This window comes from Alphaproteobacteria bacterium, from assembly GCA_016699305.1.
Classification (GTDB): domain Bacteria; phylum Pseudomonadota; class Alphaproteobacteria.
This window is the reverse complement of the sequence record CP064970.1, coordinates 773368-789253: the sequence shown is the minus strand read 5'-3', so window position 1 is coordinate 789253 and position 15886 is coordinate 773368. Positions and strand designations below refer to the sequence as shown.

Sequence of the window (15886 nt, the reverse complement as noted above, 5' to 3'; positions counted from 1 at the left end):
GTTGGACGGGCCAGAAATGCCGCGCGGGCTTAGGCGGCTGCAGCCTCGGAATCGGCAGTCTCACCCTTTTTGACGGGCTTGGGGCCGCTGTTTTGACCCTTGGCTGCCACATCGCGATCTACCAGCTCAATCACGGCCATCGGTGCGTTATCGCCATAGCGGAAACCGGCCTTGAGAATGCGGATATAGCCACCCGCGCGCGACTTATAGCGATCAGCCAAGGTGCCGAACAGCTTAGCCACGATGCCATCGTCGCGCAGGCTTGAAAAAGCCATGCGGCGTTGAGACATAGAACCTTTTTTGCCCAGGGTAATCAGCTTTTCCACCACTGGGCGCAAAGTCTTGGCCTTGGGCAGAGTGGTCGTGATTTGCTCATGCTTCAGCAAAGCCACTGCCATGTTCGACAACATGGCTTTGCGGTGTGAACTGGTGCGGTTCAGCTTTTTGCCAGCGATACCGTGACGCATAACCCAAACTCCTTAATTCCCTGCGGACCTTCATTGGCTCGGCGACACTAAACCACGCCGGACGCCCTGAAAGCAAGTTGATTGCACATGACCATAAAGACGCGACCGGATCAGAACGGTTCGTCGAGCTTCTTGGCCATTTCCTCGATGTTTTCAGGGGGCCAATTGGGCACTGTCATGCCTAAGTTCAGCCCCATACGCGTCAAGATTTCCTTGATCTCGTTCAGGCTCTTGCGCCCGAAATTTGGTGTCCGTAGCATCTGCGACTCGGTCATCTGGACAAGATCACCGATGTAGATGATGTTCTCGTTCTTCAGGCAGTTTCCTGAGCGAACGGTCAATTCCAGCTCATCCACGCGGCGTAACAGATTGCGATTGAAGGAGGCTTCAACTACGCCGGCAGCGCGTTCGACGATCGGGGATTCAATCAAGCTGCTGGCCGCATCGGCTATGCGGGGTTCTTCGAAGGTGACGAACAAGCGCATTTGCTCTTGCACGATACGGGCGGCCACGGCAACGGCGTCTTCAGCCGACATCGCGCCATTGGTCTCGACCGAGATCGACAGGCGGTCATAATCAGTTACCTGACCGACGCGGCTGTTATCTACCTTGTAGGAAACCTTGGTTACTGGGCTGAATATGGCATCCACGGGAATGAGGCCAATGGGGGCGTCCTCAGGACGGTTCTGTCCGCCGGGCACATAGCCCTTACCGCTCTCGACCACCAATTCCATCGACAGATGGGCATCATTGTCCAGATGGCACAGCACCAATTCGGGATTAATGATATCCACATCGGCCGTCGCTTCAATCTGACCTGCTGTAACCGCCCCAGGACCCTTGGCCCGCAAACGCAAACGACGCGGCCCCTCCTGGTTCATGCGCAAAGCCAGACCCTTGATGTTGAGGACCAAGTTGATGATGTCCTCACGCACGCCCGTGACTGACGAGAACTCATGCAGCACACCGTCGATCTGAAGCGATGTGACGGCGGCACCTTGCAGCGAGGACAGCAGCACGCGGCGCAGCGCGTTGCCCAAGGTCAGGCCAAAGCCACGCTCAAGCGGCTCAACCACAATCGTCGCCTTACGCCCATCGCTTTCTGCCTGGACGTTCTTATTGGCCTGGATCAGCTGGGTCCAATTGCGCTGAATGTCCATCATCATCGTTCACCTTGGTTCTTTGCCAGATCATCCTGCGCGGCATGCGACACGCCGCGCACCCAACTTCATTCGCCTGTTCGGCGTTAGACGCGCCGTCTCTTGCGCGGTCTCACGCCATTGTGCGGGATGGAGGTCACATCGCGGATCGTCGTGATCGTGAAGCCCACCGACTGCAAGGCGCGCAAGGCGGACTCGCGGCCCGAACCGGGGCCTTTGACTTCGATCTCCAAAGTGCGCATGCCATGCTCCATGGCCTTGCGTCCCGCCGACTCCGCCGCCATCTGCGCTGCATAGGGCGTGGATTTGCGTGAGCCCTTAAATTTTTCGCTGCCCGAGGACGCCCAGGCAATGGTATTGCCCTGCACGTCGGTGACAGTGACTAGCGTGTTATTGAAGGTCGAATTCACATGAGCCACGCCGGCAATGATGTTTTTGCGTTCACGCCGCTTGATGCGCCCCGCGCCCGCTTGTTCTTTCTCAGCCACCCCTGATGTCTCCTTCCATAAAGTCTCGATCGGCACCGCTTATAGCCGTCTGCACCGCAGATCAGGATTAAGCGGATGCCCTTTGGCTATTTCTTCGCTTGGGCCTTGCCGGCGATCGGACGCGCCGGACCCTTGCGGGTGCGGGCATTCGTGTGCGTGCGCTGACCATGCACGGGCAAGCCCTTGCGATGGCGTGTGCCGCGATAGCAGCCGCGATCGCCCAAATCCATGAGGCGCTTGATGTTCATGGCCGTCTCACGGCGCAAATCGCCTTCGACGGTGCAGTTTTTGTCGATGTACTCGCGTACACGCATGACATCGCCTTCGGTCATCTCTTGCACGCGCGTTTGCGGGTTCAGACCCAGCACGGTGCAGATGTCATCAGCCAGCTTCGGGCCGATGCCGTGAATGTATTGCAATGCGTATTTCACCGCTTTTTGCGTAGGGATATTGACACCCGCGATACGAGCCACCGACAGCCTCCTGACTGCGAATTGCCAAAGATTTCTTCCCAGACTTGGGTCGAACCGGATTTGGGATGGCTCCGCCCTATTCTGTGTCGTCGCTCAGATGCCGACGACCACCCCGGACGTTGCGCAAAACCCTATCTACCCCCGACCCTAATCGCGTCAAAGGAAGATGGCCCGACTTTACTTCGCGCCACGAGGTTGTCAATAGGTTTCATGCTCGCCTGTCTGCCCATAACGATCTTAGCTACATATTTCCGTTAATCACCAGAGAACTAGGGCGCGTAGTCACGATATTTTGAGCCGGAGCGCGAGGCAGCGGATAGGGATGGCGACAAGGAAAAAGGCGGAGTTTTTAGCATGGTGTGGGGCATACCGCACCAACGCCTGAGGCGAAAGAAGATGTTTCTGACCAAATGGCGTCGTTTGTGAAGGTCTTCGGCCTGCGTCAGGATAGCATCGGTGTCGTGCCCCATCTCGGCTAGTCGATATTCAATATTCAAGCCTTCGATCAGCCCTGGCTCCTTCTATGACAGCGACACTGACCGGCGGACCGAAAGCATCCACGGACAGATGTGGTTTCGTGTTCATCCCCCATTTGTGCTGCGTATATCCTGATGGCCGTTCCTGGTCCCAGCCGCATGCGGGTGGGGCTTGCAATGACTGGTGCCAATCATCTCGGCACCCGACCCCTTTCTTACATAAAAAAGGGCCGACCCTATTCGGTCGGCCCTTCATTCGCATCCAAACAAACTTTTACTGCACGGAAGCGGGTGTCTGGGTTGGAGCAGCAGGCTTGGCCGAAGCGGAGGGGGCATCCATCTTCTTGTGGTCGCGCCATCCGCTGCCGCCCTTCTTGCCTTGACGGCCATGTGAACTGCGTAAGCCTAATTCATGATAGACGTGGAACATCAGCAGGGCGCGGTGATCCTCAGACAAAGCTTTGATCTCTTCCCCGATCGCCTTGATCTTTTGCTGATCGGCGGCTGGCAGTGCGGCAAACTTACCTTGCATGTCCTTGACGCGCTCGGCCTTTTTAGCGGCACGCTGTGCGCGGCGTTCCTGGCGCTGTTTTTCCTGCTCGGGGGTCAACTGCGGCTTGGTGGCTTGAGCCGGAGCATGAAGCTCACCAGAAACGGCGGGGGGTGTTTGGGCAGGAGGCCCAGATGCGGGCGTCACAGCCCCAGCAGGGGCGGAAGCCAGCAAAACCGCCACCAGGGCGCTTGCGGCCAGACCACGAAGAAACAGCGATGTTTGCATGATCCTATCCTCCCCCACTGGGTTGACGTGAGTTAAACGACCGAGTTATTCAGCCGTCGGAGCCGCAGGAGCGGGGGCCGGAGCAGGCTCGGGAGCCGGCATGACGGCAGGCTCGGCAGCCGGAGCAACCATGGCTTTTTCATCATGCTTCTTGGCATGAGTCTTGTGCGCATGTTTTGCCTTTTTATGTTCCGCCTTCTTGTGCTCGGCCTTCTTATGGGCCTCATGATGCTTCTTGGCGTGATGCTTCTTAGCGGCCTTTTCGGGCTGAGCCTGAGTAGGCGCGGTCATGGCAGAATCGGCAGGCAGCGTTTCGGCGCGAACGGCCAACGGAGCCGCCAAAGCCAAAGATAGGGCCGACACGGCCAGAATATGAGAGAAACGAGACATACAAGGATCTCCTGATGATTGGGGGTGTGAGTGATGAGAGTTAATAGCCCTAACAACGGCAAGATTAAGGCGTATTTAATTCTATAGCGTCGTGCAGACGACATAGGTTTCATCGGTAGAGTAACCCTCGGCTGGGGGTGTCCCGCCAATCGCGGTCGCGGCGCGCAAGGTGCCTCCCACGGGATTGCCGTCATCCAGCCGCGAGTCGATGGCCAAGGCCGCCGACCCTGAAACGCCGTTCATGCACAGCGCATTCGCTCCGACCAAAGCCCCGGCCCCGGAAAACGCGCCATATTGAATGCCATAGACGCCGCCAAAGGGGTTGCCCGGCTGCTCCAACGGCGATGCGGCGGACTTGACCAATCCTGCCGCGCGCAGATGCGCCCATACCAAACGACTTTCCCCCTGTTGTCCGGCAGCTGCGCCGATGGATAAGGACTCGGTCGAATTGAAGCTGCTGCCGGTGCCGATCTGGCCGTTATGCTGCGCGCCCGTGACGGAAACATTCTGACCAAAATGCAAATTGGCTTTATCGTCGTCGCCGGGCAGCGCGCCGAATTTCTGCTGATAATCGGCCACCGCCGCCTGATAGGATTGCACCGCCGTCACGACATTGTTGACGCGGGCGTTTTGCACCATTTGCTGAGCACCAAGCACACCGCCGACCATCAGTCCCGCGATAATCAGCACCACCGCCATTTCCACCAGAGTAAAGCCTTGCTCACCCGCGCGTTCGTTTTGTGCTGCATAAATCCGTGCCATATCGCCCTATCTCCCCGCATTGCCGATGGCAGGCATGACCTCATGCCCGTTCCTAGGACCGGACCATCAGCTACGCGCCGCCAACGCGCAATCCCCCTGCGACAAAGAGTGTCAGGCCGATGACGTGAAACGCGAAAGATCAGCCTTCTTGGATCTTAGAAAAATCCGCCACACCATCGGCCGTGGCGATCAAGGCGCGCAGCAGACGCAAACGATTCAAGCGCAATGCCGGTTCGTCGGCATTGACCTTAACGTTCTTAAAGAATGCGTCCACCGCACCGCGCATCTGCGCCATCGCCTGCATCATGGGCTGGTATTGCCCAGATTCAAGCCAGCTTGGCGCGGCGTTACGAAACGCCGTCAACGCCGCGAACAACGCCTTTTCCTCTGTCTCTTGCAGTAAAGATTCTTCGGGTTCGGCGACAAAGGCCCCGCCGCCATCCTTCTTATGTTCGATGGTCAAGATGTTATTGGCGCGACGATAAGCGGCCAGCAGGTTTTCTCCATCCGGCGTCCCCACAAACTCACTCAGAGCCTGCGCCCGTGCGCGAATGCGGCCCAGATCGTCTTCTTGACGCAGCGAGAACACGGCCTCGACAATGTCATAACGAGTGCCCTGCTTCTCACGCAGATAAACGGCCAGACGATCGAAGATGAAATCGAGCAGGGATTCGCGCACCGACAGGGCGGCGGAATCCGATGACTCAGGATCGGCGCAGTAGCCATGCACGGCATATGCCAATAATTGGCCCAAGGGGACCCGGATGCCCGACATCGCCTGGTTCTCGATCAATAGGCGTATGACGCCCAGTGCGGCGCGGCGCAAGGCATAAGGGTCCTTCGATCCTGTGGGCTTCTCGTTAATGGAGAAGAACCCGGCCAAACTATCCAGTTTATCGGCCAAGGCCAGGATGGCGCTGGAGGCAGGAAGTGTCGAGATATCGTCATCCGGTCCTAAGGGACGGTAATGGTCGCGGATGGCCGCGCCCACTTCGCCCTGGCCCGCGTAATAGCCGCCCATGATCCCCTGCAATTCGGGGAACTCACCCACCATGCCCGTGGTCAGATCGGCCTTGGCCAGAGTCGCGGCCTGGCATGCCGCCTCCGTTTGGACTGGCACTATGTCATTCGCCAATCTGCGGACGATTCTTTCCACGCGCTGCGTCTTGTCCCACATCGTGCCCAGTTTGGCGTGGAAGGTTACGTTGCGCAGGTCATCGACGCGCTGAGACAGAGGAATCTTCAGATCCTGTTCCCAAAAGAACCGCGCATCTGATAGACGCGCGCGCAAGACGCGCTCGTTCCCGGCCACCACCTTTTGGCCGCCATCGCGTGTTGTCCTGTTGGCCACCACCGCGAAACGCGCCAGCTTTCCTTGCTTATCCAGCAAGGCGAAGTATTTCTGATGCGTGCGCATCGAGGTCACCAACACCTCTATAGGCAGCTCCAGGAAGGCGGCGTCGATCATGCCCACATACGCCACCGGCCATTCCACAAGGCCGGTCACTTCCTCAAGCAGGCCGATATCTTCTTTCACCGTCAGGCCCAGTTTGGCCGCTGCCTCATTCAACTGGCGCAGGATTTCCGCCTTGCGTTCGTCGCGGTCCAAGATGACATGGGCGTCATACAGGCCCTTTTTGTATTCCGCGAAGGAAGACACACGAAACGCCCCGGGCGCCATAAAGCGGTGGCCATAAGTGACATCGCCATAGGTCAGATCGGGCTGACCTCCGCCGAAAGAGAAACGCCCCGCCAAAGCCTGACCGTCGAAAATGGCCAGGATGCTGTGCAGCGGACGTACCCACATGAATTCGCCATCCGCGAAACGCATGGATTTGGGCCAAACCAACCCACGGATCGCGGCGTCGATCAATCCGGGCAACGCATCAAGCGTCGCCTGGCCCTTGCGTTCAATGACCGCCCAATAATACCCATCGCGTTGTTGCAACTGCCCCGGATCCGTCATGCCCAAACTGCCCACGAATCCCGTCACTGCGGCATCGGGCGCACCCAGACGCGGACCGCGACGTTCTTCGCGCATATCCTCCTGTTGCAACGGCAGACCGCGCACGACCGCCGCCAATCGGCGCGGCGTGACATGTCCTTCGCACGAGTCGAAAGCAAGCCCGGCCTTGGTCAGATTCTCGGCCAAAAGCCGCGCGAATTCCTGCGCGCCGCGCGCTTGCATGCGGGCGGGGATTTCCTCGCCGAATAATTCAATCAGCAACTCAGACATGGGATTTTCCTTCCTGACCGTCCAGCCACGCCTCGCAACAGGCCTTGGCCAGCGCGCGCACGCGGCCGATATAGCTGGCGCGCTCGACCACGCTGATCACGCCGCGCGCGTCCAGCAGATTAAACGCATGGCCGCATTTCAAGCACTGATCATAAGCGGGCTGGGCCAATTTGCGCGTCAACAGCGCCTGACACTCGCCCTCCGCGTCCTTGAAGTGCCGTAGCAGCAAGTCAGTATCGGCATATTCAAAGTTAAAGGCCGAATAGTCGCGCTCGGCGCGATGAAAGACTTGCCGATACGTCAAATGAGTCTTGGCGTCCGGATCGTTATAGGCCAAGTCATAGACGTTTTCCTTGCCCTGCAAATACATGGCCAAACGTTCCAGGCCATAGGTAATCTCGGTCGAGACGGGCCGACACTCGAAACCGCCGACTTGCTGGAAATAGGTGAACTGGGTGACCTCCATGCCGTCGCACCAGACTTCCCAGCCCAGCCCCCACGCGCCCAGAGTCGGGTTTTCCCAGTCATCCTCGACAAAGCGGATATCATGCTCGGCAAAATCAATGCCCACCTCGGCCAGACTGTCCAAGTAAAGCTGTTGGCTGTCCGCCGGAGAGGGCTTTAAAACAACCTGGAACTGATAGTAATGCTGCAAACGGTTCGGGTTGTCGCCATAGCGGCCATCCTTGGGGCGGCGCGAGGGCTGGACATAGGCCACGCTCCACGGCTCCGGCCCCAAAGCGCGTAACACCGTGGCCGGGTGCGAAGTCCCGGCCCCGACCTCCATATCGTAAGGCTGCAAAATCGCGCAGCCGTGAGCGGCCCAGAAATTCTGCAGGCGCAAGATGATCTCTTGCAAGGAACGGGCGGGGGGCTTGGGTTCAGTCATGGTCAACCTGTACGCAAAGGGCTTGCCCGAAAGGGCCTTCTTTGGGCTTTTACATGATCCGAGGCCAGCTTGTCACTCGGCACCCTGCCACGCATTGGATGGACGCGCCAGGAAAAGGCGCAACCGGACAAAACCCCAAACGACATATTCGGCCAAACGCTGCCAGGGCGTGCGGGCCTTCAGGCCGCATGCCTTCCAAACCATGGCTACCACGCGATCGACATGATGGCGGCGATAACAGGCATAGGCGCGCGCCAAATAGGCCCCGCCATACAGTTTACGATCATAAGGCGGCGCGGCTTCAAAAGGCGTGTTGGCGGCGTAATAGGCATAGGCCAATTCATCGTCTTCGGACTCGCCCATGCGGCCAAGCCCCACATGAAGGCGTTTCAGGCGGCTAATATCCTCGTGCTGCAAGTAACGGATCAGATGATCGTAGAACAGCTTGTAATGGCGGAATTCGTCTCCGGCGATGCGGCGACAGATATCTTGTAAGACCGGCTCTTGCGTTGCCTCGGCCAGGGCCGTGTAAAAGGAACTGGTGCCGGTTTCCACGATGCACCGGGCGATCAATTCGCCCGAAAGCGAACCGCGCACCGATGTCTGGCGTTCGAGGTCCAAACGGTATCCGGCCCTAAAACGCGCCAAGGCGCGGGGATAATCGAAAGAAGGGTCCACAGATTGCGCCCAACGTCCCAGCGCTGCGCCGTGCTGCTCTTCCTCCCGCGCCCAGGTTTCAACCAGGCGACAAAAAGCGGCATCGCTTTGAAACACGTTACATAAATAGCGTTCATAATCGGCGGCATTGGACTCAACCAAGGCCGCCGCTTTGACGATCGAGAGTATCTCGGGAGAGATTCGATCCGCATCCAGACTGTCCCAAGAAATATCATCCAACACCCAATGCGCCGACATGACACACACCTTTATCGCCAAGAGAAGAAATAGCCGGGGACCGATTACGGTCCGCCTTATTGCACATAGTTTTCAGGCCCATTCATGTCAATGGATGCGCGACGGGCGGCACGATGGGATGCCTTACGGCTCTGCGCCATTCACCTGAGCTCGATCAGGTATCCGGACTAAGGATTCCAAGATTATCCACACCTCGCCTGGGGACAATGTGGATAAATTTTCTGCCTATATGAGAACATACAAAGAACTTGTACAGCTGACTTGAGACATCAAGACTAGATTTACTATTTATTAACCAAGAATTCAGTCGCCGATAGTCTGTATAGACATAAAAATAGCAGAAAAACCCATCGTTTTTCATTGACAGACCATCGCTACCCATGATATCCCATACGACACCATCTGGACCCTGATATCCCCTCTGGGAAGAGATGAATTGGTGCCTGTCGCGTCGTACCCCCTGATGCGACAGGCCACCCCTATCGCCAAGGCCTCTCAAGGCCTGTTCGTGAAGCTTGTTGACGGATTGGAAAACGGTGAATGGCCGTATTTTTGTCAACATATGTGAACCGCGTGGATAAAAAAGGCCGCGTCTCGGTTCCTGCACCCTTCCGCGCCGTCCTGGGCGCGCAGGCGCAAGGGATCGTCGTGTTCCGTTCATTGCAGCACGAAGCCTTGGAAGCATGCAGCGTCGAGCATCTGGAACTGCTGAGCGATAGCCTAGAAAAACTGCCCAATCTGACGCCCGAAATGTATGAGTTGATCGAGACGACCATCTTTGGCGGCTCTCAATTCCTGCCTTTCGACGGCGAAGGCCGTGTGCTGCTGCCCGATGCGATGGCGCAGGCGGCGGGATTGGACGGCGAGGCCGCCTTTGTCGGGCGGCGCAAGACGTTCCAAATCTGGCAGCCTCAACGCCTGACCACGCATGAAACCAAGTCGCGTCAAGCCGCGCTGGCGCATGACGTGTCCCTCAGCAAAATCATTGCCGAGGCCTTGGCGCGTCGCGGCGGCGAAGGCAGCGGAGGTGCGGCATGAGCCTTACCCTCGCCCCGTCCTGCCACCGCAGCGTCATGCCGGCGGAAATGTTGGCGCATCTGGCCCCTGTCTCGGGCGGCACCTATGTGGACGGCACCTTTGGCGGCGGCGGATGGAGCCGCGCCATTTTACAATCCACCGACACCAAAGTGATCGGGATCGACCGCGACCCGCAGGCTTTGGCGCGCGCCCAGGAATGGGCCGATGCTTTCGCCGGTCGTTTAACGCTTGTATCCGGTCGCTTCGGGCAGATGGGGCAGGTGTTGCGCGAGATGGGCGTGACCCAGGTCGATGGCGTGACGTTGGACCTGGGCCTGTCTTCGGACCAGTTGGACGAAGCGGCGCGCGGCTTTTCCTTTCAAAAGGACGGCCCTTTGGATATGCGGATGGAAGGTCCCGAGGGCGAGGGTGCCAGCGCAGCGGACCTGGTCAACACCATGCCCGAGGCCGAGCTTGTGGCCTTGATCGCGGAGCTTGGCGAAGAACGGGGTGCCGGTCGCATCGTGCGCGCCATCGTGCAGGCGCGGCAGGAACACCCCTTAACACGCACCCATGAATTGGCCGATCTGATCCGCAAGGCCCTAGGCCCCGTGGGCCAGGCCCAGGCGGCACGCACCGGCACTGATCCCGCCACGCGCACGTTCCAGGCCCTGCGCATGGCCGCCAATGACGAGCTGGGCGAAGTGGAGCGCGGCCTGGCCGCCGCCGAGCAGATATTGCGCCCGGGCGGACGCCTGGTGGTGGTGGCCTTCCATTCGCTGGAGGATCGCTGCGTCAAAAACTTCCTGCGCCAAGGGTCGAGCCGCGCGCCCGCCCCCTCGCGCCATCAGCCCGCCGCCGCCGCCGTCTGTGCGCGTTGGCAGGTCCTGACATCGCGCGCCGTGACACCCTCGCCCGAGGAAATCGCTGCCAACCCCCGTTCGCGCTCGGCCAAGCTGCGCGCGGCGATCCGGCTGGATTCCCCGTGCCTATCTCAGAGGAGATCCGCAGCATGAACAGCCGCCGCATGACGATCTTGGGTGCCGTCACGACGATCCTGATGAGCGTCGTCCTCTACAAGACATCGTATCATTACGACGAGGCGCGTCGCGCCTTGCAAGATACCCACGTCCAAATGATGGCCGAACGGGAATCCTTGCATGTGCTGCAGGCCGAATGGGCCTTGCTGAACCAGCCCAAGCGTTTGGAGCGTCTGGCCGCGCGTCATCTGGGCCTGAAGAACGCCGATCATCAACAGATCATGGCCGCCGGTGCCATGCGCCGACTGAACCAGGATCCCGCGCCCTTGGTGGCCCGCGTCGAACAGCCGGCCAATGGTAAGGTCCTGTTGGGCACGACAAGCGTCGTCAAGCCTGCCGCCGCCATACGTCGCCCCGCTCCCGCAGCCACGCCTCAGCGCGTTGCGATGATGGAGGAAGGGACGTGGGATGGCGCATATCTGGATGAGAATGGCGAACCCGTCCTGCGCCTTGCCGCGCTGACACCTCAGAACTAAAAGGGGGGTAGCCTTGGCTAGGGGCGCTCCACGGATGCCCCTTCTGCCGGGGCTGAACCTTGGCGGGAACCCGTCCGCAGCCGGCATGGCCGGCGCGGCGCTAAGCCCTTTGCAAGCCTGCGTGGATATGGCGCATGCGCGACTGCTGATTGTCGCCATTCTGGCAGGCATCTGTTTTTTCGGATTGGCCGTGCGCCTGATTGACGTGTCGGTCTGGCACAGCGTGGAGGAATCCGATTCCAGCGCGGCAGGCGAGGCCGGAACAGGCCGCGCCGACATCGTGGACCGCAACGGCACGCCGCTGGCCAGCTCTTTGCCTACCGTCTCGCTTTATGCCGATCCGGCCCAAGTGCTGAACCCAGGCGAGGCGGCAACCAAACTGGCCACGGTGTTGAAGGATATCGACAAGCCCCGATTGATGGAGGACATGAAAAGCCGCCGGCGTTTCGTCTGGGTCCGGCGTCATCTGACCCCGCGCCAATACGAGGCCATCAACGCTTTGGGCATCCCCGGACTGTTTTTCCAGAAAGACAGCCGCCGCGTCTATCCTTCGGGCACTTTGGCCGCGCATGTGCTGGGCTATACCGGCATCGATGATGACGGCTTGTCCGGCGTGGAAAAGGGGATGGACCACGATCTACGCACGCGCACCACGGCTTTGCCTTTGGCGCTGGATCTACGCATCCAACATATTTTGCGTGAAGAACTCAGCAGCGCGATGAACCAATTCCACGCCTTGGGCGCGGCGGGCGTGGTGATGGATGTGAACACCGGCGAAGTGCTGGGCATGGTTTCCTTACCCGATTTCGATCCCAACGCGCCCGAATCCGCCTCGGACAACGCTCGCTTCAACCGAGCATCGTTGGGCGTTTACGAGATGGGATCGACCTTTAAGACTTTCACCATTGCCGCCGCCTTGGATCGGGGCATTATCAAAATGGCGGATCGCTTTGACGCCACCAAGGCCATCACATCGGGGCGGTTTCGTATCAGCGATTTCCATCCCGAGAATCGTTGGTTGACGGTTCCTGAAATCTATCTGCATTCCTCGAATATCGGCGCGGCGCGTATCGGGCTGAAACTGGGAGCCGAGGCCATGAGCCAGTTCCTGACCGATCTGCGCCTGTTAAATGCGCTGGACCTGGAGCTGCCCGAAAGCGGCGTGCCCATGGTGCCTCGCCAATGGAAAGACCTGACCTTAATGACCGTGTCCTTCGGCCATGGCATCGCCGTGACGGCTTTGCAGCTCTGCGCGGCGATATCCGCCGTCGTCAATGGCGGCACATATCACAGCCCCACATTGTTAAAGCTGGACCATCCCCCGATGGCGGAAAGAGTCATCAGCTCGAAAGTCTCGAACCAGATGCGCAAGCTGATGCGTCTGGTGGTCACCGAGGGCACGGCCAAGGCGGCCAATGCCGCCGGCTATGTGGTGGGCGGCAAGACAGGCACCGCCGAGAAATTGGGCGTGGGCGGCTATAACAAGAACGCCCGGTTATCCTCTTTCGTCGGCATCTTCCCGGCTCATGCCCCGCGTTATGTGGTGTTTGCCATGTTGGACGAACCCAAAGGAATCAAAGAAACCGCCGGATTCGCCACGGGCGGCTGGGTGGCCGCGCCCATGGCCGGGCGCGTGGTCAGCCGGGTCGCTCCCTTGATGGGAATCGTGCCCGTGGCCGATGATGACGCGGTCGTCAAAGAAATGCTTGCCATTGACCCGGCGCTCTATCAGGACTCAAGGCATGAATGATCCCGCTTTCACCCCCTTGCCCCTCTCGGACCTGGCCGGGCCAGAATCCCCGCGGGGCCAGAATCCCATGATTGCGGGGATCAGCGAGGATTCGCGCGCCATTCGTCCGGGATATCTGTTCGCGGCCATCCCCGGCAAGCGTCAAGACGGCGCGGCCTTTATCCCAGCTGCCTTGGCCGCCGGAGCCGTGGCCGTTCTGGCCGTGCCTGAGACCTTGGTGCCCGAAGGCGTGCCGGTGATCCGCGACCCGCATCCCCGCGCGCGGCTTTCTCATTTGGCCAGCGCGCTTTTTGCCCATGCCCAGCCTCCATTCATCGCCGCCGTCACCGGCACCAGCGGCAAGACATCCACCGTGTGCCTGGCACAACAGATATGGAATCTTCTGGGGCAGAATGCGGCCAGTCTGGGCACCATCGGCCTGGTCACTTCGACCGGCTCGGAATATGGCTCAATGACCACGCTGGCCCCGGTGGCCTTGCATGCCAAACTGGCCGCATTGGCCGCAGGCGGTGTGTCGCACCTGGCCTTTGAAGCCTCCAGCCAAGGTCTGGACCAACACCGCCCCGATGCCGTGCGCCTTCGCGCCGCCGCCTTCACCGGCTTTGGGCGCGACCATCTGGACGACCATCTGACGATCGAGGCCTATCTTCAAGCCAAACTTCGCCTATTCAGCGAGCTTCTTCCCGCCGATGGCATAGCTGTCTTGAACGGCGACATGTCCGCCTTCTCTTCCGCGCGCGATATATGCCAAAAGCGCGGCATTCGCGTGATCTCTTATGGATCCCAGCCGCATTGCTCCTGGCGCATCACGGATCACAAGCTGACCAATAATGGCCAAAGCTTCCAACTGGTGACCCAAAGCGCGACCCATGCCGTAACCTTGCCCTTGGCCGGACGCTTTCAAGCCTATAACGTCTTGGCCGCCATGGCCTTGGTGCATGCCGACGAAACGCCCCTTGAAAAGATCATCGCGGTTCTACCTCGGTTGCAGGGCGTGCCCGGGCGTTTGCACTATGTCGGCGCGCATCCTTGCGGCGCGGCGGTCTATGTGGATTATGCGCATAAGCCCGACGCATTAGAGGAAATTCTGAACGCCTTGCGTGCGCATACGCCAGGGCGTCTTTGGGTGGTGTTCGGCTGCGGCGGCAATCGCGACTCCGGCAAACGGGCCTTGATGGGGCAGATCGCCCAGCGTCTGGCAGATGCTGTCATCGTGACCGACGACAACCCCCGCCACGAAGACGCCGCCGCCATCCGCCGCGCCATCATGGCGAATTGTCCCAAGGCCGTTGAGATGGGCGACCGCGCCCAGGCCATCCACACCGCCATCCATTCCTTGGCGCAAGGAGACGTTCTGGTCATCGCGGGCAAGGGCCATGAAAGCGGCCAGATCGTCGGCGAACAGGTCTTCCCCTTTGATGATATCGAAATAGCCAAGTCCATATTGGCGCAACTGTCACCGGAGAACACGTCCCATGCTGTATAATCTCTTGGCGCCCTATTCGGGCGATCTGCTGCTGTTCAATCTATTTCGCTACATCACCTTCCGCACGGGCGCGGCGATATTGACCGCGCTGATCATCTGCTTTGTCATCGCTCCGCCGATGATCCGATGGCTGCGCAAAATGCAAGGCCACGGCCAGCCGATCCGCCATGATGGCCCCGAGAGCCATCTGCGCAAAAAAGGCACGCCCACTTTGGGCGCGTTGATGATCCTGCCTTCGGTGTTCATCAGCACACTTTTATGGTCCGACTTGACCAATATGTATGTCTGGGTGGTGCTGTGCGTCACTTTGGGATTTGGGGCGATCGGCTTTGCCGATGACTATCTGAAGCTTTCGCGCCGCGACACCAAAGGCATCAGCGCCCGCACGCGGCTGGGACTTGAAATCATGCTGTCTTGCGTGGCCGCCTTACTGATCTTCAAGGCCAGCCCCGGGGGCCTGGCCGGAGGCCTGGCCGTCCCCTTTTTCAAGGACGTGTTGATCCCCTTGGGTCCTTTGTTCATTCCCTTTGCCGTTTTGGTCATCACCGGCAGCAGCAACGCCGTCAATCTGACCGATGGGCTGGACGGCCTTGTCACCGTCCCCACCATGTTCGCGGCTGTCTGTCTGGGCCTTATCGCCTATCTGACCGGCAATGCCGTCTTCGCCAATTACCTGCATCTGCATTTCGTACCCGGCGCGGGCGAGATGGCCGTTTTTTGTGGGGCTTTGCTGGGCGCATCATTGGGTTTCTTGTGGTTCAACGCGCCGCCTGCCCAGGTCTTCATGGGCGATACCGGCTCTTTGGCCATCGGCAGCGCGCTGGGCACCATCGCCGTCATCACCAAGCACGAAATCGTCTTGGCCATCATCGGCGGGTTGTTCGTCCTGGAGACCGTCTCGGTCATCATTCAGGTCTTGTCCTTTAAGACCACGGGAAAACGTGTCTTTCGCATGGCCCCCTTGCACCATCACTTCGAGAAGCTGGGCTGGGCGGAATCCACCGTCGTCATCCGGTTTTGGATCATCGCGGCCATTCTGGCCCTGGTGGGGCTGTCCACCTTGAAACTGCGCTAGGGGACACG

At 59.5% G+C, this 15886-nt stretch carries 16 protein-coding genes; 6 read left to right on the top strand and 10 right to left on the bottom strand.

Annotated elements, in window-relative coordinates; translation table 11 throughout:
- Positions 1-29: 29 nt before the first annotated feature.
- The 10 genes from rplQ to IPI58_03610 form a co-directional block, all read right to left on the bottom strand.
- Positions 30-467 carry a 50S ribosomal protein L17 gene (gene rplQ / locus IPI58_03655; protein ID QQR69757.1) on the bottom strand — a complete coding sequence of 146 codons (438 nt, stop codon included), beginning with the start codon at positions 465-467 and terminating at the stop codon, positions 30-32.
- Positions 468-577: 110 nt separating this feature from the next.
- Positions 578-1630 carry a DNA-directed RNA polymerase subunit alpha gene (locus IPI58_03650; GenBank protein ID QQR70033.1) on the bottom strand — a complete coding sequence of 351 codons (1053 nt, stop codon included), beginning with the start codon at positions 1628-1630 and terminating at the stop codon, positions 578-580.
- Between the two features lie 83 nt (positions 1631-1713).
- Positions 1714-2115, bottom strand: a complete 402-nt coding sequence (gene rpsK, locus IPI58_03645; GenBank protein ID QQR69756.1) for a 30S ribosomal protein S11 — start codon at positions 2113-2115, stop codon at positions 1714-1716.
- Positions 2116-2201: 86 nt separating this feature from the next.
- On the bottom strand, positions 2202-2588 hold the full coding sequence (gene rpsM, locus IPI58_03640; protein ID QQR69755.1) for a 30S ribosomal protein S13: 387 nt from the start codon (positions 2586-2588) through the stop codon (positions 2202-2204).
- Between the two features lie 750 nt (positions 2589-3338).
- Complete coding sequence (locus tag IPI58_03635) at positions 3339-3842, bottom strand: hypothetical protein (protein QQR69754.1); 504 nt, start codon at positions 3840-3842, stop codon at positions 3339-3341.
- 45 nt (positions 3843-3887) lie between these two features.
- Entirely contained in the window at positions 3888-4232 is a 345-nt protein-coding gene (locus tag IPI58_03630; protein QQR69753.1) for a histone, read from the bottom strand.
- An 81-nt stretch (positions 4233-4313) separates the two neighbouring features.
- Complete coding sequence (locus tag IPI58_03625) at positions 4314-4994, bottom strand: prepilin-type N-terminal cleavage/methylation domain-containing protein (GenBank protein QQR69752.1); 681 nt, start codon at positions 4992-4994, stop codon at positions 4314-4316.
- Between the two features lie 139 nt (positions 4995-5133).
- Entirely contained in the window at positions 5134-7230 is a 2097-nt protein-coding gene (locus IPI58_03620; GenBank protein ID QQR69751.1) for a glycine--tRNA ligase subunit beta, read from the bottom strand.
- The gene (locus tag IPI58_03615; GenBank protein ID QQR69750.1) at positions 7223-8119 is read right to left on the bottom strand and encodes a glycine--tRNA ligase subunit alpha; all 897 of its coding nucleotides are present in this window, start codon (positions 8117-8119) and stop codon (positions 7223-7225) included. The genes IPI58_03620 and IPI58_03615 overlap by 8 nt, the downstream gene beginning before the upstream one ends.
- 72 nt (positions 8120-8191) lie before the next feature.
- The gene (locus IPI58_03610) at positions 8192-9034 is read right to left on the bottom strand and encodes an acyl-ACP desaturase (GenBank protein ID QQR69749.1); all 843 of its coding nucleotides are present in this window, start codon (positions 9032-9034) and stop codon (positions 8192-8194) included.
- Positions 9035-9574: 540 nt separating this feature from the next.
- Between IPI58_03610 and IPI58_03605 the strand changes: the two genes are divergently transcribed.
- The 6 genes from IPI58_03605 to IPI58_03580 are packed head-to-tail and all read left to right on the top strand — an operon-like array spanning position 9575 to position 15878.
- Positions 9575-10072, top strand: a complete 498-nt coding sequence (locus tag IPI58_03605; protein QQR69748.1) for a division/cell wall cluster transcriptional repressor MraZ — start codon at positions 9575-9577, stop codon at positions 10070-10072.
- Positions 10069-11067, top strand: coding sequence for a 16S rRNA (cytosine(1402)-N(4))-methyltransferase RsmH (rsmH, locus tag IPI58_03600; GenBank protein ID QQR69747.1), 999 nt, complete (start codon positions 10069-10071; stop codon positions 11065-11067). The genes IPI58_03605 and rsmH overlap by 4 nt, the downstream gene beginning before the upstream one ends.
- A complete protein-coding gene (locus IPI58_03595) occupies positions 11064-11567 on the top strand; it encodes a hypothetical protein (protein ID QQR69746.1) in 504 nt (167 codons plus the stop codon). Before rsmH ends, IPI58_03595 begins: the two co-directional genes overlap by 4 nt.
- 34 nt (positions 11568-11601) lie before the next feature.
- Positions 11602-13317 carry a penicillin-binding protein 2 gene (locus IPI58_03590; GenBank protein ID QQR69745.1) on the top strand — a complete coding sequence of 572 codons (1716 nt, stop codon included), beginning with the start codon at positions 11602-11604 and terminating at the stop codon, positions 13315-13317.
- Positions 13310-14803 (top strand): UDP-N-acetylmuramoyl-L-alanyl-D-glutamate--2,6-diaminopimelate ligase, encoded by a 1494-nt coding sequence (locus IPI58_03585; protein QQR69744.1) that lies wholly within the window; start codon positions 13310-13312, stop codon positions 14801-14803. Before IPI58_03590 ends, IPI58_03585 begins: the two co-directional genes overlap by 8 nt.
- Entirely contained in the window at positions 14793-15878 is a 1086-nt protein-coding gene (locus tag IPI58_03580; protein ID QQR69743.1) for a phospho-N-acetylmuramoyl-pentapeptide-transferase, read from the top strand. Before IPI58_03585 ends, IPI58_03580 begins: the two co-directional genes overlap by 11 nt.
- Positions 15879-15886 lie beyond the last annotated feature (8 nt).

Coding starts and splice junctions, on each gene's coding strand:
- IPI58_03615 (QQR69750.1), bottom strand. CDS start 8,119: ATGACTGAACCCAAGCCCCCCGCCCGTTCCTTGCAAGAGATCATCTTG.
- IPI58_03630 (QQR69753.1), bottom strand. CDS start 4,232: ATGTCTCGTTTCTCTCATATTCTGGCCGTGTCGGCCCTATCTTTGGCT.
- IPI58_03590 (QQR69745.1), top strand. CDS start 11,602: ATGCCCCTTCTGCCGGGGCTGAACCTTGGCGGGAACCCGTCCGCAGCC.
- IPI58_03625 (QQR69752.1), bottom strand. CDS start 4,994: ATGGCACGGATTTATGCAGCACAAAACGAACGCGCGGGTGAGCAAGGC.
- IPI58_03605 (QQR69748.1), top strand. CDS start 9,575: ATGGCCGTATTTTTGTCAACATATGTGAACCGCGTGGATAAAAAAGGC.
- rplQ (QQR69757.1), bottom strand. CDS start 467: ATGCGTCACGGTATCGCTGGCAAAAAGCTGAACCGCACCAGTTCACAC.
- IPI58_03595 (QQR69746.1), top strand. CDS start 11,064: ATGAACAGCCGCCGCATGACGATCTTGGGTGCCGTCACGACGATCCTG.
- rsmH (QQR69747.1), top strand. CDS start 10,069: ATGAGCCTTACCCTCGCCCCGTCCTGCCACCGCAGCGTCATGCCGGCG.
- IPI58_03580 (QQR69743.1), top strand. CDS start 14,793: ATGCTGTATAATCTCTTGGCGCCCTATTCGGGCGATCTGCTGCTGTTC.
- IPI58_03620 (QQR69751.1), bottom strand. CDS start 7,230: ATGTCTGAGTTGCTGATTGAATTATTCGGCGAGGAAATCCCCGCCCGC.
- IPI58_03635 (QQR69754.1), bottom strand. CDS start 3,842: ATGCAAACATCGCTGTTTCTTCGTGGTCTGGCCGCAAGCGCCCTGGTG.
- IPI58_03650 (QQR70033.1), bottom strand. CDS start 1,630: ATGATGGACATTCAGCGCAATTGGACCCAGCTGATCCAGGCCAATAAG.
- IPI58_03585 (QQR69744.1), top strand. CDS start 13,310: ATGAATGATCCCGCTTTCACCCCCTTGCCCCTCTCGGACCTGGCCGGG.
- IPI58_03610 (QQR69749.1), bottom strand. CDS start 9,034: ATGTCGGCGCATTGGGTGTTGGATGATATTTCTTGGGACAGTCTGGAT.